24 protein-coding genes and 1 riboswitch are annotated in these 23,043 nt (G+C 70.3%); of the genes, 6 read left to right on the forward strand and 18 right to left on the reverse strand.

Annotated features, from left to right (window positions below; all coding sequences use genetic code 11):
* The 5 genes from ASF20_RS24950 to ASF20_RS10015 all read right to left on the reverse strand — a co-directional run.
* Positions 1–522: Plug domain-containing protein (locus ASF20_RS24950; protein ID WP_244476376.1), on the reverse strand; the 522-nt coding region annotated here is incomplete at its 3' end.
* 493 nt (positions 523–1,015) lie between these two features.
* Positions 1,016–2,392 carry a PepSY domain-containing protein gene (locus ASF20_RS10000; protein WP_056273514.1) on the reverse strand — a complete coding sequence of 459 codons (1,377 nt, stop codon included), beginning with the start codon at positions 2,390–2,392 and terminating at the stop codon, positions 1,016–1,018.
* Between the two features lie 43 nt (positions 2,393–2,435).
* Positions 2,436–2,837 carry a hypothetical protein gene (locus tag ASF20_RS10005; RefSeq protein WP_156648009.1) on the reverse strand — a complete coding sequence of 134 codons (402 nt, stop codon included), beginning with the start codon at positions 2,835–2,837 and terminating at the stop codon, positions 2,436–2,438.
* Between the two features lie 38 nt (positions 2,838–2,875).
* On the reverse strand, positions 2,876–5,044 hold the full coding sequence (locus ASF20_RS10010; RefSeq protein ID WP_082501260.1) for a TonB-dependent receptor: 2,169 nt from the start codon (positions 5,042–5,044) through the stop codon (positions 2,876–2,878).
* Positions 5,045–5,151: 107 nt separating this feature from the next.
* Positions 5,152–5,354: riboswitch (cobalamin riboswitch) on the reverse strand.
* A gap of 76 nt (positions 5,355–5,430) precedes the next feature.
* Positions 5,431–5,742: a hypothetical protein gene (locus tag ASF20_RS10015; RefSeq protein WP_056273520.1), complete on the reverse strand. Its 312-nt coding sequence runs from the start codon at positions 5,740–5,742 to the stop codon at positions 5,431–5,433.
* Between the two features lie 307 nt (positions 5,743–6,049).
* Between ASF20_RS10015 and ASF20_RS10020 the strand changes: the two genes are divergently transcribed.
* The gene (locus tag ASF20_RS10020; protein ID WP_056273522.1) at positions 6,050–8,347 is read left to right on the forward strand and encodes an FdhF/YdeP family oxidoreductase; all 2,298 of its coding nucleotides are present in this window, start codon (positions 6,050–6,052) and stop codon (positions 8,345–8,347) included.
* A complete protein-coding gene (locus ASF20_RS10025; RefSeq protein WP_056273525.1) occupies positions 8,344–8,649 on the forward strand; it encodes a hypothetical protein in 306 nt (101 codons plus the stop codon). The genes ASF20_RS10020 and ASF20_RS10025 overlap by 4 nt, the downstream gene beginning before the upstream one ends.
* A 12-nt stretch (positions 8,650–8,661) precedes the next feature.
* On the opposite strand, the gene ASF20_RS10030 is transcribed toward ASF20_RS10025, so the two are convergent.
* The 4 genes from ASF20_RS10030 to ASF20_RS10045 form a co-directional block, all read right to left on the reverse strand.
* Positions 8,662–9,462, reverse strand: a complete 801-nt coding sequence (locus ASF20_RS10030) for a hypothetical protein (protein WP_056273528.1) — start codon at positions 9,460–9,462, stop codon at positions 8,662–8,664.
* Positions 9,463–9,511: 49 nt separating this feature from the next.
* Positions 9,512–10,618: an alkene reductase gene (locus ASF20_RS10035; RefSeq protein ID WP_056273531.1), complete on the reverse strand. Its 1,107-nt coding sequence runs from the start codon at positions 10,616–10,618 to the stop codon at positions 9,512–9,514.
* 143 nt (positions 10,619–10,761) lie between these two features.
* Positions 10,762–11,358: a hypothetical protein gene (locus tag ASF20_RS10040; RefSeq protein ID WP_056273533.1), complete on the reverse strand. Its 597-nt coding sequence runs from the start codon at positions 11,356–11,358 to the stop codon at positions 10,762–10,764.
* Between the two features lie 82 nt (positions 11,359–11,440).
* Positions 11,441–12,325 (reverse strand): CoA ester lyase, encoded by an 885-nt coding sequence (locus tag ASF20_RS10045; RefSeq protein ID WP_056211552.1) that lies wholly within the window; start codon positions 12,323–12,325, stop codon positions 11,441–11,443.
* Between the two features lie 174 nt (positions 12,326–12,499).
* Here ASF20_RS10045 and ASF20_RS10050 point away from each other — a divergent pair, with 174 nt between their 5' ends.
* On the forward strand, positions 12,500–12,829 hold the full coding sequence (locus ASF20_RS10050; RefSeq protein ID WP_056273536.1) for a DUF167 family protein: 330 nt from the start codon (positions 12,500–12,502) through the stop codon (positions 12,827–12,829).
* 13 nt (positions 12,830–12,842) lie between these two features.
* On the opposite strand, the gene ASF20_RS10055 is transcribed toward ASF20_RS10050, so the two are convergent.
* From ASF20_RS10055 to ASF20_RS10090, 8 genes are all read right to left on the reverse strand, one after another.
* Entirely contained in the window at positions 12,843–13,181 is a 339-nt protein-coding gene (locus ASF20_RS10055) for a hypothetical protein (RefSeq protein ID WP_056273539.1), read from the reverse strand.
* Between the two features lie 44 nt (positions 13,182–13,225).
* Positions 13,226–13,597 carry a tRNA-binding protein gene (locus ASF20_RS10060; RefSeq protein ID WP_056273542.1) on the reverse strand — a complete coding sequence of 124 codons (372 nt, stop codon included), beginning with the start codon at positions 13,595–13,597 and terminating at the stop codon, positions 13,226–13,228.
* Between the two features lie 6 nt (positions 13,598–13,603).
* On the reverse strand, positions 13,604–14,428 hold the full coding sequence (locus tag ASF20_RS10065) for an FTR1 family protein (protein WP_056211543.1): 825 nt from the start codon (positions 14,426–14,428) through the stop codon (positions 13,604–13,606).
* Between the two features lie 47 nt (positions 14,429–14,475).
* Positions 14,476–15,918 (reverse strand): 4Fe-4S binding protein, encoded by a 1,443-nt coding sequence (locus ASF20_RS10070; RefSeq protein ID WP_056273545.1) that lies wholly within the window; start codon positions 15,916–15,918, stop codon positions 14,476–14,478.
* A gap of 34 nt (positions 15,919–15,952) precedes the next feature.
* Positions 15,953–16,294 (reverse strand): cupredoxin domain-containing protein, encoded by a 342-nt coding sequence (locus tag ASF20_RS10075; protein WP_056211540.1) that lies wholly within the window; start codon positions 16,292–16,294, stop codon positions 15,953–15,955.
* Between the two features lie 5 nt (positions 16,295–16,299).
* Complete coding sequence (locus tag ASF20_RS10080) at positions 16,300–16,863, reverse strand: iron transporter (protein ID WP_056211538.1); 564 nt, start codon at positions 16,861–16,863, stop codon at positions 16,300–16,302.
* Between the two features lie 186 nt (positions 16,864–17,049).
* Entirely contained in the window at positions 17,050–18,423 is a 1,374-nt protein-coding gene (locus ASF20_RS10085) for an MATE family efflux transporter (RefSeq protein ID WP_056273547.1), read from the reverse strand.
* A gap of 45 nt (positions 18,424–18,468) precedes the next feature.
* Positions 18,469–18,942 carry a DUF971 domain-containing protein gene (locus ASF20_RS10090; RefSeq protein WP_056211534.1) on the reverse strand — a complete coding sequence of 158 codons (474 nt, stop codon included), beginning with the start codon at positions 18,940–18,942 and terminating at the stop codon, positions 18,469–18,471.
* Positions 18,943–19,103: 161 nt separating this feature from the next.
* Between ASF20_RS10090 and moaA the strand changes: the two genes are divergently transcribed.
* Together moaA and ASF20_RS10100 are read left to right on the forward strand one after the other, a co-directional pair.
* Positions 19,104–20,141, forward strand: a complete 1,038-nt coding sequence (gene moaA / locus ASF20_RS10095; protein WP_056273558.1) for a GTP 3',8-cyclase MoaA — start codon at positions 19,104–19,106, stop codon at positions 20,139–20,141.
* 76 nt (positions 20,142–20,217) lie between these two features.
* A complete protein-coding gene (locus ASF20_RS10100; protein WP_056211797.1) occupies positions 20,218–21,084 on the forward strand; it encodes an NAD(P)-dependent oxidoreductase in 867 nt (288 codons plus the stop codon).
* Here ASF20_RS10100 and miaA read toward each other — a convergent pair.
* Positions 21,062–22,024 carry a tRNA (adenosine(37)-N6)-dimethylallyltransferase MiaA gene (miaA, locus tag ASF20_RS10105; RefSeq protein ID WP_056273561.1) on the reverse strand — a complete coding sequence of 321 codons (963 nt, stop codon included), beginning with the start codon at positions 22,022–22,024 and terminating at the stop codon, positions 21,062–21,064. The genes ASF20_RS10100 and miaA overlap by 23 nt on opposite strands.
* Positions 22,025–22,043: 19 nt before the next feature.
* Between miaA and serB the strand changes: the two genes are divergently transcribed.
* Positions 22,044–22,940 carry a phosphoserine phosphatase SerB gene (serB, locus tag ASF20_RS10110; protein ID WP_056273562.1) on the forward strand — a complete coding sequence of 299 codons (897 nt, stop codon included), beginning with the start codon at positions 22,044–22,046 and terminating at the stop codon, positions 22,938–22,940.
* The last annotated feature ends 103 nt before the right edge of the window (positions 22,941–23,043 follow it).

Consider the following 23,043-nt stretch of genomic DNA (forward strand, 5'->3'; position numbering starts at 1 on the left):
GAGCGCTGATTGCGGACCGCGGAACACGTCGACGCGGCCATAGGCGCGCGGATCGACGAGGTCGAAGCGTGAGGCGCCGTCCGGCTGGGTCAGGATGAAGCCGTCCTCCAGCACGACCGTATTCTTGATCACGCCGGTGGAGCGGGCATTGTTGCCGCGGATGGAGATCACCACGTCGCGCCCGCCATTGCCCTGGCGCACGGTCACGCCGGGGCTGTTGGCCAGAACCGACCCGATGCTGGTGGCCGGGCGGTTCTCGATGATGCCGTCTCGCCCGAGGCTGGTGACGACCTCGCCGACGGGGCGGTCGATGGGTGTCGGTGCGGCGGCGGCGGCGGGCGAGAGGGCAGTCCGACCCCGCCCCTGTCCGGCGCCACCGCCCTGGCCCTCGACGGAGAGCTCTTCCAGGGTCACGGCCTGACCGGCGGTCTGGGCCTGCGCCATCGCGATCGCGAGCGGGCTTGCGCCGAGAAGGATCGCCAGGGCGCGCACGGGCCGGCGGACGCTTGGGTACGGGAACATGGGGAAAGCTCGACGGATCGGGGAAGACGCTGCGCAGGCACGCTGCGGTGAGGAAGGGTGGTTCGGCGATCAGACGAGGTGAGGCGGAGCCCGGGGCTGCCCCAGGCAACGGGACGGAGGCCGTGCGCGCGTGGGAGGGGGGATCGGCCACGATACCGGATGCCAGTGCACGCTCCGTATGGCGGCCGGGCCCGATGGCAGCGTGGGGAGGGCGACCCCTGCACAGCACAACTGGCACAGGGCGCATCCCGGGTGTGCCGGGGCGGGCACCCCCACGTTCGAACGGACCTCCTCGCCCCCATCGACCGCAGGGCCGCAGAGAATGGGATTGCGCAGTGGATCGGACATCGCCGCGAGCATGCGCAGGGCCGCAGCCGGCGCAAGCGCCTGTGTCCAGAGCGCGAGCGCGATCAGGACGACGCCGAGGATGCCGCGGCGGCCGATCAGCAGGGGAAGGATGGGGTGCACGGGAACGCCGCCCGTTCCGGCTGCCTCAGGTCCTCGCCTGGGTTCGCAGCGCCTGCAGGCCGAGGTCGAGCAGCAGCATGCCGAGGATGACGAGCCCGGTCAGGGGGAACAGGGCCCCGAGGACGAAGACGATCAGGGTCACGCCGGCCGCGACACGCCGGTCGCGTGGCCACGGTGGTACGCCGAGGCGACCGGCGGGGCGCCGCTTCCACCACATCGTCGCGGCGGTCACGGCGAGCAGGATGGTCGCCAGGCAGAAGGCCAGCATCGCGAACTGATTGGCTCGACCCCAGTGCTCGCCCTTGTGGAGGCCGATGCCGTACTGAATGGCGCGGGCGACCCCGCCAAGGTCCGCGAACCGGACGTCGACCAGCGGCGTGCCGGTGTACTGGTCGAGGGAGATCATCCGCTGCCCCGTCACGTCCTTCGGGTAGGCGGCCGCGGCGTAGACGCCGGTCTCCCCCGACGGCAGGGAGACCTCGAAGCCGCGCGGCATCCCGAGGGCTTGCAGGATGTCGACGGCGCGCGCGAGCCCGATGGTGGGGGTGGCGGCCGGCTGCGAGGTCGGAAGCGGAGCGTCCTCCATGGCCCATCCGGTGGTGGTGAGCATCTCCCGCATGGGCACGGTCGACACGGGCTTGTTGGCCCAGAGGGCGCTGGGCTGCCCGACGCCGGCCGCGTTGGACCAGCTGCGCAGGTGCTGGCCCCACCAGGCCGACCAGGGCAGCCCGGTCAGGGCGAGGAAGAAGATTCCGGCCCCGGCGACCAGGCCGGTGACGGCGTGCAGGTCGCGCCACCACACGCGCCTGCGGGGTGTGCCGCGGAGGCGCACGACCCCGCCGCCCTGCTGGCGCGGCCACCAGAGATAGAGGCCCGTCAGAACCAGGATGATCGTGAACCCGGCCACGACCTCGATGAGTCCGTTGGCCACCGGTCCGAAGTAGGCGAGGCTGTGCAGGCCTCGCACCACCATCATGAACTCGTCGTCCCGGGCGACCCGGTCCAGCACCGAGCCGTCGTATGGGTTGAGGTAGACCAGGATCCTGCGGGATCCCTCGGCCATCGTCACGACCGCGGAGGCGGACGGATCGGCGGGCTCGGTCAACGAGACCGGTACGGCGGTCGGCACGGCCTCGGAGGCGTTGAACAGCAGGACGTCCACACCCACGGGCGGGCTCGCCTGCACGGCGACCCTTGTCCGGTACGCGAACAGGGTCGCGTTGACCTCGTCCTTGAACAGGTAGAGCGAGCCGGTGACCGAGAGCAGGATCAGGACGGGCAGGCAGAGCAGGCCGGCGTAGAAGTGCCAGCGCCAGACGGCGCGATAGACGGCATCCTGCATCGGGTGGGCAGAAACGACGGCGCGGAAGGCCGTCGCGTCACCCTGGAGGGACTGAGACATGGTTGGGGGTCCGGCACGGAGCGATCTGGGACAAACGGATCGATCAGGCGGTCGGCGGACCTCGGGGACTGACGGATGGATCGGGCGGCGCCCGTGCGGTTCCCGGGTCTCCGGTCCGCCAGGCGCGGAGCACCGCATCGCCGGGCGACCAGCGCACGGCGACGAAGGCGAGAACCAGAACGGGCACCATGACGGCTTGCACCAGGGTGCAGCACGAATGCCGACAGGGCAGTGCCGCGTCCGTCGGAGCGTCCGTTCCGGCGTGTTCGGCACAGATGATGGTGTTGAAGCTCAGCTGGGGCACGGGCGCCATGGAACCCAGCAACGCCTGCAGGCAAAGCGCGTAGAGGACGGTCAGGGCGATGACCGCACGGCAGAATCCCCAATCTGGCCGCCAAGCACGCATGACAGCCGCGTAAGCTGTGGTTCCACGCTTCGTCAACATGGCAAAGTCATCTCACAGACTTTCACCCGGCATGTGACCTAGAACCGCCCCGCCAGGGTCAGACGTACCGCCGTCGGCTCGACGGGGTGGAAGTGCCGGTCCGCGACGCCGTCCGCCGCCTCGCCGGGCAAACGGGAGGTGTAGAAGTAGGTGATCTGGTCGGCCTGGGCGTTGGTCAGGTTCAACACGTCGAGGGACAGGCTGATTCCGTTGTCGAAGTTGTAGCCGACCCGCCCGTTGACCAGCGCCGTCGGGCGCGAGCGCACCGAATTGTCCTCGATCAGCGGCCGCGGCCCGAAGTAGCGCAGGCGCATCGCTCCGAACCAGCCCGGCCCCTCGCCGAAGGTGAACCCGGCCGAGGCGATGGTGGTGGGCGCCTCCGGGACTCGGTTGCCGACGGGGTCGCGGTCCGCGAAGCGGGCATTCGTCACCGTCAGGTCCCCCTCCAGGGAGAGCCAGGGCGTCACCGCGTAGCGGTTGGTCCATTCGACGCCGAAGCGGCGGGTGGGACGGCTCGGCTCGGTGGTGCCGCTGTCGCCCTGGAACAGGTTCTCGGAGGCGAAGTCGAGCTGGAACAGCGTCACCGCCGTCTCCAGCCCGGCGAGGCTGCGGTTGCGCAGGCCGATCTCCGAGCCCGTCGAAGGCACGAGGAAGGGCGAGCGGCTGATGTTGAAGAGCGGGCTCGCCGGATCCACCGTGGCGGTGACGCCGCGGGCATCGTTCGAGTGGAAGCCGCCCCCGTAATTCACGAACACCTCGGTGTCGAACCAGGGTCCCAGCACGAGGCCGAGCTTCGGGTTGACGATCCCGTCCCGGGCCGTGCCGGAATTGGCCGGGGTGTCCGAGCGGACATCGGCGGAGAACCCGTCGGCGCGCACGCCGACGCTGGTGCGCAGCCAGTCGGTCCAGCGCATCCGGCTCTCGACGTAGAGGGCCGCGCTCGCCTCCAGCACCCGGTCATCGAGCACGGTCGAGCGGGTTTGCCGCGCCGTGGTGTTGAACAGGCCGACCCGGATGGCGTCGGTGCGGGTCTGGAGGCCGATCTCGTTCTCCGCGGCCAAGCCGAACAGGGTGCCCTCGACGGTGTGGCTGACCTCGCCGCCGCCGAGCACCCGGCTGTCGCGCTGGCGGAACTGATCGCCGTTCACCGGATCGTTGAGGAAGTAGGTGAAGTCGTTGAACAGGTTCATGCCGTAGCGGATGACGTAGCCGCTCGCCCGGGTGATGCCGGCGTCGCTCGTCCGGCTCCAGCGGCCCGAGAGGGAGAAACGGCCGGTGTCGCCACCGTCCGTGGGATTCAGGGAGCCGAAGCGGCCGATGATCCCCTCCGCCACGGCGCGCTCCGGGATCTGGTTGGTGGCGTTCCACTTGGCCCAGTAGGCCATGCCCGTCAGCGCGAAGCCGTCGAGGGCCGTGCCCTGGCTGTAGCGGACGACGGCGTTCAGCTTGGCGAGGCGGTCGGGCACGTCCCAGGGGCCGTCATAGGTCTGGGCCTCGCCGGCCACGAGCAGGTGGCCTTCGCCGAGGGGCGCGGAGGCGATGCTGAGGGCGCGCTTGTAGCCGAAGCTGCCGAGCGACGTCAGCGCGAGGTTGCGCGCGACCGTGTCGAGATAGTCGATCCGCACCGAGCCGGCAGAGGCGAAGTCGCCGTCGCGGACGAAGTAGGGTCCCTTGTGGAATTCGACCGCGCCGACGAGTTCCGGGATCAGGAAATTCAGGTCGGCATAGCCCTGGCCGTGGGCGTGGGTGCGCATGTTCACCGGCATGCCGTCCACGTGAAGCGCGATGTCGGTGCCGTGGTCGAGGTTGAACCCGCGCAGGAAGAACTGGTTGGCCTTCCCCTCCCCGGAATGCTGGGTGACGATGAGGCCGGGCACGCTCTCGAGCGCCTCGCCGGGCCGGGTGATCGGCCGGCTGTTCAGTGCCGCCCCCGAGATCACGCCGGCGCTCGCCGCATCGACGCTGCGGAGGCCGCCGCCGATGCCGGTGACGCCGCCGACGAATCCCGCATGGGCGGCTGGCCCGCGGCCACCGCTGGCCGGGGCCTCGGCGGTCACGGACAATTCGGCGAGGTCCGCCTGCGCAGTCTCGGCGAACGCGTCCGGAATCCCGGCGCCGTAGGGCAGGAAACCGGCGCAGGCGCCGAGGAGCCAGGATCGGGCGGTGGGCCGTGAACGGGGAAACGAGCGAAAACGGGAGGACGACATGGGACCTCGGGCGACGTCTGTGGCACGTCACCGCGAACGAGGCCGGCCCGGATGCCGCACGGCATCCGCCCCGACACCCACCAGGACACCCCGCCCGATGCGTTTCGCGTGTGACCACGACTGACGGCAGGTCTCCTGGCTCGCGGGTCACCGCCCTCTCATCGTCTTCCCAGATGTCGAGACACCCAGTGACGTGCTGATGAGGAACTCGCCGCTTACAGTTGCGGGGGCAGCCGCGGCGTTGGAGCAAAACTCCTCACCGCGTTCCCTTTTGATCCTCCGGGGAGGAACCGTCCGACGCCAGGAAGCCCGACACGCGGTGACGGCGTCAATGGCCGCGCGGGGTTTTCGGGCCGGTGTGCCCGGCAGGCGACAGGCGTCGGGCGTCAGGGTCGGTCATCCGGTTTCCGCGCCGGCGCGCGCCGGTGGCCCGTGCCGGCTAGGACGGCGCCACCGGCCGCGAGGCCGAGGAGGATCCATTTCAGGGGAAGGCGCTCCGCGCCCTCGCTGCGCTGGGGCGCGGTCACCATGTGGCCCGGCGGAAGCTCCACGCCGGGCTTGCCGTAGGCCTGCGCGTCGGCGATCTGCTCGGCCGACACGGCCCATTCGGCGCCCATCTGCCGATCGTGCGCCATCACCGCGAGGCCGACCGCGAGGCCGACGGCCGCCGCCGCGAAGATCCTCACCGGCGTCCGCATCTCCCACGCTCCCATCTACCCCGCTTTCCAGCGGCCGATCCGGCCCGAGGGTTAGGCGATCGACCCGCCCTCCGCCAGGGACCGGGGCCGGAGAGGAAGGTCCCGATTGTCCGCATTGCGGCCTGGAACGGTTTTAACCCGGTCTTCATCGGCTCTGCAAAAAACGCATGGGACCCCTAACGGCATGACTGGCCTGCGTTTTCGCGCGATTGAGCGCACGCTGTGCATCGCGATATCGCTGAGGCGAGACTGCTCCGCTTCGCGGCCGATCGTCGGCCATGCGAGCCCTGCCCCTCAGGACCCCGTCATGGATCATCCGGTCGCGACCCCGAAGCGCTCCTCCGCGGCTGGCGGCTGGGGGGCCCTGAAAAGTTGCGGCAAGCACCTGCTGGGAAGCCGGGCACCCCTGTCGGGTGCGCGCGCCATGCTGAAGGCCAACCAGCCCGACGGCTTCGACTGTCCCGGCTGCGCCTGGGGCGATCCGGCGCACGGGTCCTCGTTCGAGTTCTGCGAGAACGGCGTGAAGGCGGTGTCCTGGGAGGCCACCGACAAGCGCACGCCGCCGAAGTTCTTCGCCAAGCACACCGTGAGCGCGCTGCGCGGCTGGACCGACTACGCCCTGGAGGGCGAGGGCCGCCTGACGCATCCGATGCGCTACGACGCGGCCAGCGACCGCTACGTCGCCACGACCTGGGACGCCGCGTTCGCGGAAATCGGCGCCACCCTGCGCGGGCTCGACCACCCGGACCAGGCCGAGTTCTACACCTCGGGCCGCGCCTCGAACGAAGCCGCCTACGTCTACCAGCTCTTCGCCCGGCACTACGGCACCAACAACTTCCCCGACTGCTCCAACATGTGCCACGAGGCCAGCGGCATCGCCCTCCAGGCGGCCATCGGCGTCGGCAAGGGTACCGTGCTGCTGGAGGATTTCGAGAAAGCCGACGCGATCTTCGTCGTCGGGCAGAACCCCGGCACCAACCATCCGCGCATGCTCGGCGACCTGCGGCGGGCGGCCCAGCGCGGCGCGAAGGTCGTGGTGTTCAATCCCGTGCGCGAGCGCGGGCTGGAGCGCTTCGCCGACCCGCAGAACACCGTGGAGATGCTGCGCGGCGCCAGCGCGCCGGTGGCGAGCCACTACTACCAGCCACGCCTCGGCGGCGACATGGCGGCGTTCCGGGGCATCGCCAAGGCGGTGTTCGCGGCCGACGATGCGGCCCTGGCCGTCGGTCAGCCGTCGCTGCTCGACCGGACCTTCCTGCGCAACCACACCGCGGACTACGAGGCCTACCGGGCCGCCGTGGACGCCACCCCCTGGGAATCCATCGAGGACCAGTCCGGCCTGGCCCGGGCCGACCTCGAGGTCGCGGCCGGGGTCTATCTAGCCGCCGACAAGGTGATCTGCACCTGGGCCATGGGCGTGACCCAGCACCGCCATTCGGTGGCCACCGTCCGGGAACTCGCCAACGTGATGCTGCTGCGCGGCCATGTCGGTCGCCCCGGTACCGGCCTGTGCCCGGTGCGCGGCCATTCCAACGTGCAGGGCGACCGCACCGTCGGCATCAACGAGAAGCCGCCGGCCGCCCTCCTCGACGCCCTGGAGCGGGAATTCGGCTTCACCGCCCCGCGCGCGCACGGCCACAACGTGCTCGCCGCCATCCGAGCCATGCTCGACGGCTCGTCGAAGGCCTTCATCGGCCTCGGGGGCAACTTCGCCCGCGCCACGCCGGACACCACCCTTGTGGCCAAGGCCCTGGCCTCCTGCGAACTCACCGTCCACATCGCGACGAAGCTCAACCACTCGCACCTCGTGCCGGGCCGCGTCGCCTACCTGCTGCCCTGCCTCGGCCGCACCGAGATCGACCGGAACGCGAAGGGCAAGACCCAGATCGTCACGGTCGAGGATTCCATGAGCATGGTCCACGGCTCGGGCGGCATCAACAAGCCGGCCTCGGCCGAGCTGCGCTCCGAGATCGGCATCATCGCCGGCATGGCGGCGGCGACGGTCGGCTCCGCGCGGGTCGACTGGGCGGCCCTCGCCGACGATTACGACCGCATCCGCGACCTGATCGAGCGTACGATCCCGGGCTTCACCGGCTACAACCTGCGCGTCCGGCGCCCGCGCGGCTTCATGCTGAAGAACCTCGCCGCCGAGCGCAGCTTCGAGACGCCCACCGGCCGGGCCAACTTCTCCGCCGATCCCCTGCCCGAGGCGACGGAGCACCAGCGGGCGAAGCGCGCGAGCGACACCTTCGTGCTCCAGACCTTCCGCAGCCACGACCAGTACAACACCACGATCTACGGCCTCGACGACCGCTACCGCGGCGTCTACGGCGAGCGCCGCGTGGTCTTCGCACACCCGGACGACCTGGCCGAGATCCGGGCCCGAACGGGCGACCGGGTCGACATCGTCGGCACCCATGACGACGGCGTGACCCGGGTGGCCGAGGATTTCCGCCTCGTGCCCTTCGACATGCCGCGCGGATCGCTCGCCGGCTACTACCCGGAGCTCAACGTCCTCGTGCCGCTCTCCACCTTCGGCGAGGGCAGCGACACGCCGACCTCGAAGTCGGTGCTGGTGCGCCTGCGCGCGCCGGCCGCCGCATGAGCGAACCGCCGGCCGACGCGGAGACCTTCCTGGCGGCCACCGACGCGGTGGTCGCCCTCCAGCCCGGACTCTCGACCCTGGAGGCCGGCATTCTCGCCGCCCTCCACCTCGACCTCGCCCGCGACAGCCGCAGCTTCGCCCGCGTCTTCGACCTGGAGCACGCCCTGGTGCTGCGCGCCGTCGAGACGCTGGCGAGCGAGGCGAGACTCCTCGCCCTGACCGACCGGAACGCGCGGACCCAGCGTACGCGCTACGTTGCCAGCCCGGCGGGGGATGCGGTGCTGGCGCAGCTGCATGGTTAGGTTGTTCGAGGATCAGCGGACCGAGGGGGCGATCACCTCGGTGCAGTCACGGGCTTCCGTCCGGATACCCGTCTCGATGAACGGCGAGTGAAGAAGCTGCGCCTTCTCCTCATCGAGCAGAATCGCACGCGGATAGGTGATATAGCCCTGCATCATCAAGGCCTCGGCACGACACTGGGCAGTTTGGCAGGCTGGTGACCGGTCCGGATGCATCAATCCGATCGTGTGCAGAAACTCATGCCCGATACCGCCGATCCAGCGGCACCTTCCCGCAATTTCAGCTCCATTCGCCCTGTCGCAGGCAGGAACAATACGCTCGCCAGACAAGCCGCGAAGGTCGTTGGCCGAGACAACGGCGACGCCACTGCCACCAGCGCCGGATTGTCCGCAGGCATGGTCAGCATCGACGTAGACCAAAAAGCGTGAGGCGGGATCGTTGAACCGGACAACGCCCATACGCGCGAGTTCATCCACCGTATTGCGATAAAATGCGCTGTAGCCGGTGTGTCGGTCGGTGCAGCGAAACCAAGCTGCGTTCTTCTCGGACCGGACGATGCGCACCGCCGGATCTGCAAGGCGAAAGGTCGGGCCCCTGAGCGCATCGCTCAGCCAAGCTTGAAAATGCCTGACTCCGAACTCGGCAGCACGCCGGTAACTCTCGGACTCCTGACGGTCGGCTGGCAGCAGATAGATGACCTGCACGCTCGGCGCCGCGCTCACGGCGCCGCCCGAGACGGCGGCGCCAATGAGGCCGAACACAACGAAGGCCGCTCGAAATCCATTCATCGTCATGGCGCCGAACGTGGCAGCCATTCCTTACGAAGGATCTCCACATCAACCAGGCACTGCGATTCTTGCCCGCTCAGCGCTTGATCGCCACCGGGCCGTTCATGCCCGGCCAGTCCGAGTAGCCGTTGGCGCCGCCGCCGTACCAGTAGGACTTCGGGGCCTCGGCCAGGGGCGCGCCGGCCTCCAGGCGCTGCACGAGGTCCGGGTTGGCGATATAGGGGCGGCCGAAGCTGAAGAGGTCGGCGCGGCCCTCGGCGAGGTCCTTCTCGGCGAGCTCCAGGGTGTACTGGTTGTTGCCGATATAGGCGCCCCGGAAGCGCTCGCGGATCTGGCCGAAATCGACCGAATCCGGCACGTCGCGGGTCTGCTGCGTCACGCCCTCGATGGTGTGGACGTAGAGCAGGCCGAAGGCGTTCAGGGCCTCCACGTAGGCGCCGAAGGTCGCCTTGGGGTCGCTGTCGAGGGGGGTCTTGCCGGGCTCGGTGGTGGCGGGCGACAGGCGGATGCCGACCCGGTGGCCCCCGCCCCAGACCTCTGTCACGGCCTTCACCACGGCCAGCGGGAAGCGCAGGCGGTTCTCGATCGAGCCGCCGTACTGGTCGGTGCGGTGGTTGGTGGAATCGCGCACGAACTGCTCGAGCAGGTAGTTGTTGGCCGAGTGGATCTCGACGCCGTCGAAGCCGGCGCGCTTGGCGTTCTCGGCGGCCCGGCGGTAATCCGCGACGATACCCGGGATCTCGTCCGTCTCCAGCGCCCGCGGCGTCACGTGCGGCTGCATGCCGGATGCCGTGAAGGCCGTGCCCTCGGGCTTGAGCGCCGAGGGGGCCACCGGCAGCTGTCCGTCCGGCTGCACGTCGGGATGCGAGATCCGGCCCGTGTGCCAGAGCTGGAGGAAGATCAGGCCCCCATTGGCGTGCACGCCGGCGGTGACGGGCTTCCAGGCCTCGACCTGCGCGTCGCTCCAGATTCCCGGCGTGTAGGCGTAGCCCACCGCCTGGGGCGAGATGTTGGTGGCCTCGCTGATGATGAGGCCGGCATTGGCGCGCTGGGCGTAGTAATCCACCGCGAAGTCCGGCGGGACGCCCTCGGTGGAGGAGCGGCTGCGGGTGAGCGGCGCCATCACGACGCGGTTCTTCAGGGTGAGGTCGCCCAGGGTGAAGGGCTGAAGGATCGGGCTCATGCGGTCGGCTGTGTCCTGGATGGGACCGGGCGCGCAGGCGCGCCGGGCTTCAGGCGGGACAAGCAGCGGCGCCGGAGGGTGTTCCCGCGCAGGAGCTGGACGCAATCCTGCCCCGCTGCGTTGATCACTCCGACGCGATGCGCTCAGCGCTCCACCCTCCCGCCATTGGCGGCTACGAGCGCAAGCATCGTCTGGCCGAGAACGTGTTGGCGGACGTCGAGGTTGGTGATGTCGACGTTGTACAGATCCGGGGTTCGACGCCCAAGTAGGCCCGTACCGCCGCGATCGAACAGGCGCCGGGGCGGAAGGGGCGTATGCAGGCCCAGGCGAACCCAGCACCCATTCCTCCTCGGAACGATCCGCGCGGTCGCCACGTCCGTCCAGCGAAGGATCTGTCCCGAACGCCGATCGGTGACGCCATCGGAATCGAGAATCAGGGTCAGTCCGCCACGGGTAAGATCCTCCATCCCGAAGAGGGCCTTCGGCATGAAGCAAAGCAACAGGAACGCCAGGGCGCACAGGACCAGCACCGATCCGCCGGGATCGGCTGCGACCGTCAAGGCGTGCCAGAGCAGCATCACGAACAACGCCAGGGTGGGCATCATGAAGCACCACGCGATGGCCGTGATCGCGACCTGCGCGAACGTGCGGGCCCCGGCTGTCAGCGGAAGCGATACCGAAATCGGCGGGATGTTGTAGGTCCGCGAGAAGGTGATCTCACCCGGGATCTCGATGTTCAACGAAGTCCGCCCGTCGTTGGCCGCGCCAGAGACGGGCGATCCGCAAATGGATGATCGAGGATCATCGAGGCCGGACGCGGCTTCAATACCCCTTGGCGGCGATCGCTTCGCGCCAGTTCACCGCCCGGCGGGCCATGCCGATGTGCTGGCGCTCGTACATGCGGCCCTCGATCTTGATCGCGCCGCGCTTGGCGTTCTCCGCGCGGTCGAAGGCCTCGATGACGAGGCGGGCGCGGCGGACCTCCTCGTCGGAGGGGGCAAAGCAGGTGTTGGCCGGCTCGAGCTGGTTGGGGTGGATCAGGGTCTTGCCGTCGAAGCCGAGGTCGCGGGCCTGCTGGCACTCGGCCCGGCAGCCCGCCACGTCCTCGATATCGTTCCAGACGCCGTCGAGGATGGTCAGGCCCTCGGCGCGGGCGGCCGCCAGGGTGAACATCATCCAGGGCAGCATCGGCACGCGGCCGGGCACGAGCTGGGCCCAGGTGTCCTTGGCGAGATCGTTGGTGCCCAGCACGAAGCAGGTCAGGCGGGTGCGCCGGTCGCGCTGCGCCTTGGCGATCTCCTGGATGTTGAGGATCGCCGCCGGGGTCTCGATCATCGCCCAGACGGCGATGCTCTCGGGGGCGTCGAGGGCTTCGAGGTGGTTGGCGATGCTCTCCAGCACGGCCGGGGAGGACACCTTCGGCATCAGGATCGCGTCGGGGCGGGCCTGGATCGCCGCCTTGAGGTCGGCCTCGCCCCAGGGGGTCTGGGGGGCGTTGACGCGGATGATGATCTCGCGTTCGCCGTAGCCGCCGCCCTTCACCGCGGCACAGACCTGTTCGCGCGCGACGTCCTTGGCGTCGGGCGCCACCGCATCCTCCAGGTCGAGGATTAGCGAATCGGCCGACAGGGTCTTGGCCTTGTCGAGCGCCCTCTGGTTCGAACCGGGCATATACAGCACGCTGCGGCGCAAGCGGAGGTCGGACATCTGGCGTTCCCGTGATTTTCGCTGAAGCTTAGTGCAACACGTCAGGCGAGACACCCCGATACCGCCGGATTGACGTGGCATTCCAGCGATTTTGTTGCAACGCACGCGGCGAACGCGGTCCGCCCCTGCCCGGCGACACGGATTTCGGGCCGGGCCTTGGAGGGTCGGATACGGATGAGCGAGCCCTACCAAGTGACCCCGGACGGCCTGCGCCTCGCCCTGCGCCTGACACCGCGGGCGGGCCGCGACGGGCTGGACGGTCTGGTGGCGGATGCAGAAGGGCGCGTCGCCCTGCAGGTGCGCGTGGCCGGGCCGCCCGTCGCGGGCGCCGCCAACGCGGCGCTGCTCGCCTATCTGGCCAAGGCCCTGAAGCTCCGCCGGTCCGATATCCGGATCGTCTCCGGCGAAACCGCCCGCCTCAAGATCGTCGCCCTGTCCGGCGACGGCGCGGCGCTCGCCGCCCGGCTGGCCGCGTGGACCGAAGGTGCCACCCTGCGCCGGTAGGGCGGTGACGCCCTCAGTGGCGGAGCGGGGCGGTGAGGCTGAACACCACCGTATAGTCGGGGTTCTCGACCACCGGGTCCTCCGGGGAGAGCTGGTACGAACCGGGATCGGCCGGCTCGATGGCCTCCAGGATCGGCACCATGGTGAAGGGGGCCGCGCCGTCGAAGGGCCGGATCGTGATTCCGGCCTCGGCATCCACCGTCTCGACGCGGCCGAAGACCTGCTCGCGGCGGATCAGGATTCCGTCGTGATCGAGATAGGTGATGCCGACGAAGAGCGTCGCGCCGATCAGCTGATCGGCGAACCCATCGTCCCACTCGATGCCGGATTCGTCGTGTCCGAGGTCGCTCATGCGGACAGGGATGGCGAAAAACCGAGCGTCCGGCAACCCGCTCCTCAGAACAGGCGGCTGCCGTTCGGCACGGCCTGGTCGGGGCGGACCAGCACCACGGCGCCGTTCGGATCGGCGAAGCCCAGGGTGAGCACCTCCGACAGGAACTTGCCGATCTGGCGCGGGGGGAAGTTCACCACGGCGGCGACCTGCCGGCCGGGCAGGTCCTCGGCCCGGTAATGCTCGGTGATCTGCGCGCTGGAGCGGCGGGTGCCGATCGCCGGCCCGAAATCGATCACGAGCTTCAGAGCCGGCTTGCGCGCCTCGGGGAACGGCTCGGCCGAGACGACGGTCCCGACGCGGATATCCACCGCCAGGAAATCGTCGAAGGTGATGGCCGGGGCGGCCGGCGCATCGGCGGAGTGGGTGACGTGCATGGACGCTCAGGCGGTGCGGAGCTGGCGGCGCTTGCCGGTGGACGACACCTGCATCAGCGCGACCATGACCAGGATGGTGCCGAGATAGACCAGCACCTGCATGCCGCTCGGGCGGTCCGTGTAGCCCACGAGGGCGTGGAGCACGCGTCCGACGAGGCTGTCCTCCCGCAGGACGGCGGAGGTGTTCCACAGGGGCCGGTCGAGCACGGTGATCAGGCCTGCATTGGTGAGGAACTGCGCCGCCTGCGCCGCGAGGCCCGCCGCCAGCAGGACGATGAGGCCGCTCGTCACCGAGAAGACGTAGCGGGTCGGGATCGCGGCGAGGCCGAAATAGCTCACCGAGGAGGTCGCTGCGCCGACGGCGACGCCGGCCAGGGCGCCGAACTGGATGTCCGGCCCGGAGGTGCCGGACGCCACGAGGCCGTAGAGAAACAGCACGAGCTCCGCACCCTCGCGCAGGATCGCGGCGCCGACCACCAGGGCGAGGCCCGCGGCCGTGCTCTGGCCGGTGCGCACCGCCTCGCCGGCGGCCCGCAACTCGCCCGCGAGCTCGCGCCCGTGCTTGGCCATCCAGGTGTTGTGCCAGATCAGCATCAGCACCGCGACGATGAGGACGCCGGCGTTGAGGATCTCCTGCCCCGCGCCCTCGAACGCGTCGGAGATGCGTTCGGCGAAGAGCGCCACCAGGGCCGCGCCCGCGAGGCCGCCGAGGACGCCGAGGGCGATCCAGCGTCCGCGCCCGGCGATGCCGCGGGTGGCGGCGAGCACGATGCCGATGATGAGGCCCGCCTCGATGACTTCGCGGAAGGCGATGACGAAGGCTCCGATCATGCGGAGAATTCCTTTACGAGTTCACGGTCGCGGCCGAGACGGCCGCCCTACCAGATCCAGAACAGCAGCACCCAGCCGGAGACCGAGAGGGCGCAGGCGGCGGCGATGCCGAGGGTCGCGCCGAAGCGGCGCAGGCCCCGCGCCGAGAGGCCGGCCACCGACCAGGCGAGCCAGACGCTCCACAGGCTGGTGCCCAGCAGCAGCGCGGCGCGCATCTCCGAGACGTAGGGAATGAGGATGCCGTCGCCGCGCAGGAAGGTGACGGTCAGCGCCGAGAGGCCGAGGAACACGCCGCAGCCCGCCACCGGGATCAGCGCCTGGGTAAGGTGGTGGAAGCGGGCCCGCGACCAGCCGAGGGACAGGGTGGCCAGGGCCACGAGGCCCGAGAGGGAGACGCCGAGGACGATCGCGGCGGCGGCGATGTAGCCCAGGAGGAGCCCGCCATCGAGGAGGCTGAGCACGTCGTTGTGCTCGGGATAGTTCGTCAGGATGTACCAGGGCAGCGTGGTCTCGAGGGGCCAGGTCGTGCCGCGCTCGATCAGCCAGGTGGCCAGCGCCTGCTTGACGTCGATGAACCAGGGACTCGACGACCACTGGAAAGCGCCGACGGCCAGGCCCATCATGCCGAACAGGATCAGCACGGTCTGGTCGAGGCTCGGCTCGGTGCCGGCGACGTGGACGATCTCGTGGGTGGGCGAGCGCCGGGCGAGGCGCACGGCCCCACGATAGCCGGAGCAGCGCCCGCACATGTGGCAGGCGCCCGCGCCGGTCATCGTCTTCACCGGCACCAGCGGCGCGCAGTTGAAGGTGTCACCGCGCGGCTTCGGCGAGGCCGCCCAGCCCGCGTGATCGACCTGAAAGCTCACCGGCGCGAGCTTGGCCAGCACCGCGAAGACCCCGTTGACGGGGCAGAGGTAGCGGCACCAGACCCGCTTGTTGCGGCCGTAGAGCAGCCCGACGACGATCGCCGCCACGGTGGAGCCGCCGAGCACCGCCAGCACGGGTTTGGGGTAGCCGTAGACGCTGACCATCTGGCCGTAGACCGTGGTCCCGGCGAAGGCGATGAACGGCCAGCCGCCCCAGGTGATCCAGTGCGGCACGGCGCGGCCCAGGCTCCAGCGGCTGGCGAACTCGGTCAGCGCCCCCTCGGGGCAGAGGATGCCGCACCAGGCCCGGCCGACCACCACCATGCTCACCAGCACGAAGGGCCACCAGATGCCCCAGAAGGCGAACTGGGCGAAGACGGTCAGGTTGTTCCACAGGTGCGCGCTGCGGTCGGGCAGCGGCAGGAAGGCCGGCACCGCGACCAGCACGAGGTAGACGCCGACCACGCCCCACTGGATGGCGCGGATCGTGCCGCCGTGTCGCTGCATCCACTGCCCGAGTTCCGCGAGCTTCGCGTCGATCCAGGCATCCCGGACGTCGCGCGGCGTCCGGGCGCCGCGCGGGGAGCCGGCGTCGTGCGGCTTGAGGGACGTCGAGGCTGCCATTCCGGTTGGGTTCGCCAGGGTTATCGGAGCCGCATCACTTCGCCACCAGGGTGGCCTTCGAGTTGGGATGGAAGTCGTCGAAGACGTCGTAGCGGCCGGGGTCGACGGTGCGGAACACGATGGAGGAGGTCGCGCCCGCGGCCAGCGCCTTCTCGCGCTTCAGTTCCACGCTCTCGAACTCCACCGGGCTGGTGCCCGTGTTGGTGATCTCGAGCTTGAAGCGGGTGTTGGCCGGGACCTCGATGACGTCCGGGGTGATGGTCCCGTCCTTCATCTCGACCTTGATGACCGGCAGATCCTCGGCGCGCGCCGGACCGGCGGCGGCCAGTAGACCGGCCGCGAGGGCGGCGGTCAGGGTTCGGGAGAGAACGGCCATGGGGCTCAGTAGGCTCCCTTCTTGCCGATACCCGCGAAGGTGAAGTCCTGGATCAGGTCGAAGGGCTTGAACCACTCGGCGACACCGGTCTCCTTGTCGACGTGGCGACCGAAATGGCTGTGCGGGCCGGGCGGCGCGACGGTGAGCTTGAGGCGGTAGCGGCCGGGGCCGGAGAGCTTGACGTTGTCGCCGTAATGCGGGCCGTCATTGGCGACCATCGGCATCAGCGAACCGGTCACCTTCGGCCCGGTGGCGGCCTCGCCCTCCAGCTTGGTGATCTCGAAGCTGACCGTCAGGGACGGCACCCAGTCGCCCTCGGCGAAGCCGTTGCGGTTGTCCTTCGCCGCGTGGATGTCGGCCTCCAGATGGATGTCGGACGCGGCTGCGGCGCGCATCATGTCCGGCGGATCCATCTCGATCGGCTGCAGGTAGACGGCCCCCACCTCGATCCCGTTCTGGGTCACGTGCGGGCCGATGGGCGTCTCCTTCGCCTGGGCCCCGCTCCCGAGGGAGACGGCGCCGGCGACGAGAACGACCAGGGCGAGGGAGGAGCGGAGATTCTTGCGCATCGTGTCTAGCGCGTAGACCAGACGATAAACCAAGCAAAGAGGCTTTTTCGTCACGTTCCTTAATAAGAACAATTCCAAACTAAAGCTCTACCTGAGCGCCCAAGTAAACCCTGATGCAGTCGCGGTCGCTGATCTTGTGCGTGACTGACGACGCCAATGCCGACGCGCCGCCGTGTCGGACCCGCGTCACGCAGGCGTGAAGTCCCCCGCGTGCTTCTCCCGAGGGATCGCGCCCGTCGGAGAGAAGGTCCGGCGCGTCAGGCCCGGATAGGCCAGCGCCTGGCTGATTCCGCGCCCGGCCAGCAGGATCAGGAACGAGAGCCAGAGGCCGCCATTGCCGAGGCCGGCCGCGTGGGCGGCGAGGAGGGCGAGGCCGTAGGCCGCGCTCGCCACGAGCATGAGGTTGCGCATCGCCCGGGTCCAGGTGGCGCCGATGTAGATGCCGTCGAAGGCGAAGGGCAGCGCCGCCAGGAAGGGCGCCAGGGCCGCCGGCAGCAGGTAGAGCCGGGCCATGGCCCGCACCTCCGGGCTCGTGGTCACCGCGTCGATGAAGGCGTTGCCGGCGAGGAGGAACCCGCCCGCGATGGCGCCGCCGAAGGCGAGGCACCAGAGCAGGCTCAAAGTGGCGGCGCGGCGGAAGCGGGCCTCGTCCCGGGCGCCCACCGCCTGGCCGCACAGGGTCTCGGCGGCGGTGGCGAAGCCGTCGAGGAAGAAGCCGCCGATCATGAAGAGATTCCACAGGACGGCGTTGGCCGCCAGCACCACGTCGCCCGAGCGGGCGCCGAGCGCCGAGAACAGGGTGATGCAGCCCACCAGCAGCAGGGTCCGGATCATCACGTCGGCGTTGACGCTGAGCATCCGGGCGAGCGCCAGGGGATCGCGCACCACCCGGAACGGCACCGCGAAGGGGCGCGAGCCGAGCCGCGCCAGCAGGAGCAGGCCGAGGCCGGCGCCGGCCGCCTCCGCGATCAGGGTGGCGAGCCCGGCCCCGGCGACGCTCATGTCCGCGCCGAGGACCAGGGCCAGGGTGAGGACGATGTTGGTGAGGTTGATGGCGACCTGCAGGATCAGCCCGAGATCGGTGCGCCCGCGCCCCAGCACCGAGCCGAGGATGGCGTAGTTCGCCAGGGTGAAGGGGGCCGCGAAGATGCGGATGTGGAAATAGGCCGCCAGCGCGGCGATCACCGCGGGGCTCGCGCCGCTCAAGGAAAAGGCCGCCCGGCCGATCGGCCCCTGCAGCCCCACGATCACCAGCCCGACCACGACGGCCGCCGCGAGGGCGCGGGCCAGCGTCCGGTCGACCTCGGCGCGGTCGTTTGCCCCCACCGCCTGCGCGGTCAAACCGGCGGTGGCCATGCGCAGCGAACCGAACGACCAGAAGATCGCATCGAAGATCACCGCGCCCAGGGCCATGGCGCCGAGGAGCGCGGCATCGCCGAGCCGGCCGATCACGGTGGCGCCGACGAAGCCGAGAAGCGGCGTCGTCACGTTGGCGAGCGTCATCGGCAGCGCGAGCGCGAGGACGCGCCGGCTCGTCGCCGGGCTGGTCGAGGGCGTCATATCGATGGGGTCCTGCAGCGGCCTTCCGGGCGGCGGTCGATCCGTTCAGTGGCAGCCGCAGCCGCTGCCGCAGCTTCCGCCGCCCTCGCTCGGGGTGGGGGTCGGCTTCGCGGCCCGGCGAACGGGATCGCGACTCAGGCCCCGATCCTCCAGCTCGGACAGGTAAGTCGCCCAGCGGTTCCGGTACTCGCGCCCGAGATCGTAGAGGTAGCCCCACCCGAACAGACCGGTGTCGTGCATGTCGTCGAAGGTCAGCTTGACGGCGTAGTTGCCGATCGGCTCGACCTTGAGGATCGCCACGTCGCGCTTCGCCCCGATCACCTTGCGCTCGGAGGGCGAGTGCCCCTGGACCTCGGCCGAGGGGCTCGAGACGCGGAGATACTCCGCCGGCAGGGCGAAGCGGCCGCCATCCTCGAAGGCGACGTTGAGGGTGCGCTTGTCACCCGAGAGGCGGATCTCGGTGGGCCAGCGCTCGGATGCGGCCGGGGCCGCGTGCGGATCGACAGCCTGTTGAGTCATGGTGGCTTCCTTCCGGCCGCGTCGGCCGCACGGGTTGCATGGCCCCTGCGACCGACGCAAACTTGCCCGCGAGGGTGCGAGACCTCATATGACGTGCCATGTTAGGTTCGTCACGCGACCGCGCCAACGTTTCCTCACCCCAACAGAGCACAGAATCCCGCATGTGGGGTCCCCGCGCCACCGACGACGCTGCCCCGATCGCGCCTGCGCCGCTGATCGACCCGTTCCAGCGGGCGATCACCTACCTGCGCATCTCGGTCACCGATCGCTGCGACCTGCGCTGCGTCTACTGCATGTCCGACGACATGCAGTTCCTGCCCAAGCGCGACCTGCTCTCCCTGGAAGAACTGGACCGGCTCTGCGCCGTGTTCATCCAGCGCGGCGTGCGCAAGCTGCGCATCACCGGCGGCGAGCCGCTGGTCCGCCGCGACATCATGCACCTGTTCCGGCGCCTGTCCCGCCACCTCGATACGGGCGCCCTCGAAGAACTGACGATGACCACCAACGGCACGCAGCTCGGCCGCTTCGCGCCCGAACTCGCCGAACTCGGCGTGCGCCGCGTCAACGTCTCCCTCGACACCCTCGACCCGGACAAGTTCCGCGCCGTGACCCGCCGGGGCGACCTGAAGGTGGTGCTCGACGGGATCGAGACGGCGCGCAAGGCGGGCATCAAGGTCAAGATCAACGCGGTGGCGCTGAAGGGCGTCAACGAGGACGAGATCGCCGACATGATCGCCTGGGCCCACGGCGACGGCATGGACATGACCCTCATCGAGGTCATGCCGCTCGGCGAGATCGAGGGCGACCGCACCGACCAGTTCCTGCCCCTCTCGGTGGCCCGCGCCCGGCTCGAGCAGCGCTACACGATGACGCCCCTGCCCGACCGCACCGGCGGCCCGGCCCGCTATGTCCGCATCGCCGAGACCGGTGGGCGCCTGGGCTTCATCACGCCGCTGACCCACAATTTCTGCGAGAGCTGCAACCGGGTGCGCCTGACCTGCACGGGCAAGCTCTACATGTGCCTCGGCCAGGAGGACGCGGCCGATCTCCGCGCGGTCCTGCGCGCCTCGCCCGACGATGCCCTGGTGACCCAGGCGGTGATCGACGCCATCGCGCGCAAGCCCAAGGGCCACGACTTCGTCATCGAACGGGCCCGCCCGGCCGCCGTGCCGCGCCACATGAGCGTCACCGGCGGATAAGTCTTCGCGATGGTTTGACGCTCGGGAGCATCGCTCCTAGACCCCGCTCGTATTCAGGATACGAGCGGAGATGATGATGGCGAAGGTCGCGTTTCTGGGCCTCGGCGTAATGGGCGGCCCGATGGCCCGCCACCTCGCCGCCAAGGGCCACGAGGTCACCGTCTACAACCGCACCGCCGCCAAGGCCGAGGCCTGGGTCGCCGCCCATGGCGGCGCCTTCGCAGCCACCCCGCGCGAGGCCGCCAAGGGCCAGGCCATCGTCTTCGCCTGCGTGGGCAACGACGACGACCTGCGCAGCGTCACCCTCGGCGCGGACGGCGCCTTCGCCGGCATGGAGAAGGGCGCGGTCTTCGTCGACCACACCACCGCCTCGGCCGAGGTCGCCCGCGAGCTCGCCGACGCCGCCGGGGCCGCCGGCCTCGGCTTCATCGACGCCCCCGTCTCGGGCGGGCAGGCCGGCGCCGAGAACGCGGCCCTCACCGTGATGTGCGGCGGCGAGGCCGAGACCTATGCGGCGGTCGAGCCCGCGATTCTGTGCTTTGCCCGCGCCAGCCGCCTGATGGGCCCGGCCGGCTCCGGCCAGCTCACCAAGATGGTCAACCAGATCGCCATCGCGGGGCTGGTCCAGGGCCTGTCCGAGGCCGTGCACTTCGCCAAGCGCGCGAACCTCGACGTCGAGGCCGTGCTGGAGGTGATCTCCAAGGGCGCCGCCGGCTCCTGGCAGATGGAGAACCGCGGCAAGACCATGAACGCGGGCAAGTTCGACTTCGGCTTCGCCGTGGACTGGATGCGCAAGGACCTCGGCATCCTCCTGGCCGAGGCCCGGCGCAACGGGGCGCAGCTGCCGGTCACCGCCCTGGTCGACCAGTTCTACGCCGACGTGCAGGGCATGGGCGGCAACCGCTGGGACACCTCGTCCCTCATCGCCCGCCTGGAGAAGTAAGCGCCGCCTGCGTTCGCCCGAGGGCTTCTTCGGGCGGCGTCCAGAGCCAGTCCGGCCCCATCTGGTGCCGGAACCAGGTGAACTGGCGCTTGGCGTAGCGCCGCGTGTCGCCCTGCCCGCGCCGGATCGCCTCCGCTCGCGCCAGCGTCCCGTCAAGATGGGCGATCAGGCCCGGCACCCCGTGGGCGCGCATGATCGGCAGCAGCGGGTCGAGGCGCCGGTCGCGCAGGGCCTCGACCTCGCCCAGCGCCCCGTGCGCGATCATCGCCTCGAAGCGCGCGTCGATGGCCCGGCGCAGGGCCTCGCGCTCGGGGGCCAGGAACAGCTTCACGAGCGGCAGGCCGGACAGCGGCCCGGGGGTGCGGGCCCCGTGGAATTCCGCGATGGGCCGGCCGGTCGCCGCGAACACTTCGAGGGCGCGCATCACCCGCGCCCGGTCGCTGGGGCGCAGGGCCGCCGCCCCGGCCGGGTCGCGCTCGGCCAGATCGGCGTGAAGCGCTTCCGTCGCCCGGCCCTCGGCCCGCGCCCGCAGGGCCGACCGGACGTCGTCCGGCACCGGCGGCAGCTCCGAGAGCCCCTCCTCCAGAGCGCGGAAATACAGGCCGGTGCCGCCGACGAAGATCGGCAGGCGCTTCTCCGCGCGCAGCGTGCCGATCAGCGGCGCCGCCTCGCGGGCGAAGTGCCCGGCCGAGTAGTTCACCGCGCCGTCCACGTGGCCGTAGAGGCGGTGGGGCGCCTCGGCCTCCTCGGACGCGCTCGGCCGGGCGGAGAGCCGGCGCAGGTCGGCATAGACCTGCATCGAGTCGGTGTTGATCACCACTCCGTCGAAATCGCGGGCGAGCGCCAGCGCCAGGCCCGACTTGCCCGAGGCGGTCGGCCCTGCGATGAGGATCGCCGCCGGCAAAACCTGCGCGTGCGTGCGTTGCGTGACCGGCGACACTGGCGTGGAAAACTCCCGGATGACCCTCGTCGCGATCCTGATAGCAAACGAGAGCCGCCCCGCCATCACCGATGCGGTGCTGGCCGAGACCCGGGCGGTGCTGCGCACCGAACACCAGCCCCGCATCCTGCATGGCGAGGTCGCCGCCGAGGTGCTGGTCCCCGGCGCGTCCGCCGATGCGCCGGCGCTGGCCCGGCGCCTGCGCGCGGCCCTGGCCCACGAGCCGATCGATGTGGCGGTGATCGAGGCCGGTCCGCACCGGCGCAAGCGCCTGTTCCTGGCCGACATGGACTCGACCATGATCGAGCAGGAATGCATCGACGAGCTGGCCGACACGATCGGCCTGAAGGACCGGGTCGCCGCCATCACCGAGCGGGCGATGCGGGGCGAGATCGCCTTCGGCCCGGCCCTGCGCGAGCGCGTCGCCCTCCTGCGGGACGTGCCCGTGGACACGATCGACGCGCTGATCGAAGCGCGCATCACCCTGACGCCGGGCGGACGCACCCTGGTGCGGACCATGAAGGCCCACGGCACCCACACCTGCCTGATCTCCGGGGGCTTCACCCTGTTCACCGGGCCGGTCTCAGCCCGGATCGGCTTCGACGAGGCCCACGCCACCACGCTGGGCATCCAGGACGGCCGGCTCACCGGGGAGGTGATCGAGCCGATCGTCGACAAGGAGACGAAGCGCGCGACCCTGGTCGCCCTGCGCGGTCGCTTCGGCCTCGACGCCGCGGAGACCCTGGCGGTGGGCGACGGAGCCAACGACCTCGACATGCTCGCCGAGGCCGGCCTCGGCGTCGCCTTTCGGGCCAAGCCCAAGGTGGCGGCCGCCGCGCAGGTGCGCATCGACCACGGCGACCTCACGGCGTTGCTCTACCTGCAGGGGTATTCGTCGGCCGAATTCGTGGGCTGAGCGGCGCCGCCATGCCGGGGCACCTTGGGCGGCCCCGGAATGACATGGTGCTGAGCGCGGGTTTCCGGCCTGACCACAGCCGACACCGCGCCGTCATTCCGGG

It is taken from the genome of Methylobacterium sp. Leaf88 (assembly GCF_001422795.1).
GTDB lineage: Bacteria > Pseudomonadota > Alphaproteobacteria > Rhizobiales > Beijerinckiaceae > Methylobacterium.

Excerpts from the sequence above, each read along its gene's own strand:
- ASF20_RS10070 (WP_056273545.1), bottom strand. The coding sequence starts at position 15,918 with ATGGCAGCCTCGACGTCCCTCAAGCCGCACGACGCCGGCTCCCCGCGC.
- ASF20_RS10025 (WP_056273525.1), top strand. The coding sequence starts at position 8,344 with ATGAGCGAACCGCCGGCCGACGCGGAGACCTTCCTGGCGGCCACCGAC.
- ASF20_RS10005 (WP_156648009.1), bottom strand. The coding sequence starts at position 2,837 with ATGTTGACGAAGCGTGGAACCACAGCTTACGCGGCTGTCATGCGTGCT.
- ASF20_RS10060 (WP_056273542.1), bottom strand. The coding sequence starts at position 13,597 with ATGCACGTCACCCACTCCGCCGATGCGCCGGCCGCCCCGGCCATCACC.
- ASF20_RS10050 (WP_056273536.1), top strand. The coding sequence starts at position 12,500 with ATGAGCGAGCCCTACCAAGTGACCCCGGACGGCCTGCGCCTCGCCCTG.
- ASF20_RS10075 (WP_056211540.1), bottom strand. The coding sequence starts at position 16,294 with ATGGCCGTTCTCTCCCGAACCCTGACCGCCGCCCTCGCGGCCGGTCTA.
- ASF20_RS10065 (WP_056211543.1), bottom strand. The coding sequence starts at position 14,428 with ATGATCGGAGCCTTCGTCATCGCCTTCCGCGAAGTCATCGAGGCGGGC.
- ASF20_RS10015 (WP_056273520.1), bottom strand. The coding sequence starts at position 5,742 with ATGCGGACGCCGGTGAGGATCTTCGCGGCGGCGGCCGTCGGCCTCGCG.
- ASF20_RS10010 (WP_082501260.1), bottom strand. The coding sequence starts at position 5,044 with ATGTCGTCCTCCCGTTTTCGCTCGTTTCCCCGTTCACGGCCCACCGCC.
- ASF20_RS10045 (WP_056211552.1), bottom strand. The coding sequence starts at position 12,325 with ATGTCCGACCTCCGCTTGCGCCGCAGCGTGCTGTATATGCCCGGTTCG.
- ASF20_RS10055 (WP_056273539.1), bottom strand. The coding sequence starts at position 13,181 with ATGAGCGACCTCGGACACGACGAATCCGGCATCGAGTGGGACGATGGG.
- ASF20_RS10100 (WP_056211797.1), top strand. The coding sequence starts at position 20,218 with ATGGCGAAGGTCGCGTTTCTGGGCCTCGGCGTAATGGGCGGCCCGATG.
- ASF20_RS10080 (WP_056211538.1), bottom strand. The coding sequence starts at position 16,863 with ATGCGCAAGAATCTCCGCTCCTCCCTCGCCCTGGTCGTTCTCGTCGCC.
- ASF20_RS10085 (WP_056273547.1), bottom strand. The coding sequence starts at position 18,423 with ATGACGCCCTCGACCAGCCCGGCGACGAGCCGGCGCGTCCTCGCGCTC.
- ASF20_RS10030 (WP_056273528.1), bottom strand. The coding sequence starts at position 9,462 with ATGGCTGCCACGTTCGGCGCCATGACGATGAATGGATTTCGAGCGGCC.
- serB (WP_056273562.1), top strand. The coding sequence starts at position 22,044 with ATGACCCTCGTCGCGATCCTGATAGCAAACGAGAGCCGCCCCGCCATC.
- ASF20_RS10000 (WP_056273514.1), bottom strand. The coding sequence starts at position 2,392 with ATGTCTCAGTCCCTCCAGGGTGACGCGACGGCCTTCCGCGCCGTCGTT.
- ASF20_RS10020 (WP_056273522.1), top strand. The coding sequence starts at position 6,050 with ATGGATCATCCGGTCGCGACCCCGAAGCGCTCCTCCGCGGCTGGCGGC.
- ASF20_RS10035 (WP_056273531.1), bottom strand. The coding sequence starts at position 10,618 with ATGAGCCCGATCCTTCAGCCCTTCACCCTGGGCGACCTCACCCTGAAG.
- ASF20_RS10090 (WP_056211534.1), bottom strand. The coding sequence starts at position 18,942 with ATGACTCAACAGGCTGTCGATCCGCACGCGGCCCCGGCCGCATCCGAG.
- moaA (WP_056273558.1), top strand. The coding sequence starts at position 19,104 with ATGTGGGGTCCCCGCGCCACCGACGACGCTGCCCCGATCGCGCCTGCG.